The sequence below is a fragment of the Acidisoma sp. S159 genome (genome assembly GCF_009766125.1).
Classification (GTDB): domain Bacteria; phylum Pseudomonadota; class Alphaproteobacteria; order Acetobacterales; family Acetobacteraceae; genus Acidisoma.
Genome location: NZ_LMUG01000063.1, coordinates 19277 through 19517, shown reverse-complemented (window position 1 = coordinate 19517; position 241 = coordinate 19277). Strand labels below are relative to the sequence as shown.

Here is a 241-nt window from a genome sequence, read left to right as displayed (position 1 = left end):
CATGGCGACACGTCGGGAATTGGTGGTGGCGATCACTGAGAGGTACGTCTCGGCCAGGCGGAGCGATAAGACCAAGGTCCTGGATGAGTTCGTGGCGCTGACGGGGCATCACCGCAAGCACGCGATGCGACTGCTACGAGGCGCTACGCCGCCGTCGGGAAAGGGTTCGCGGCCGGGGCGATGGGTGTATGGCGAGGACGTGCGCGCCGCGCTTGTCATGGCCTGGGAGGCGTCGGATCGG

At 66.8% G+C, this 241-nt stretch carries 1 pseudogene; it reads left to right on the top strand.

What is annotated here, in order from left to right:
* Positions 1–25: 25 nt before the first annotated feature.
* Positions 26–241 (top strand): annotated as a pseudogene (locus GSQ92_RS30380) (hypothetical protein); the annotation flags it as partial.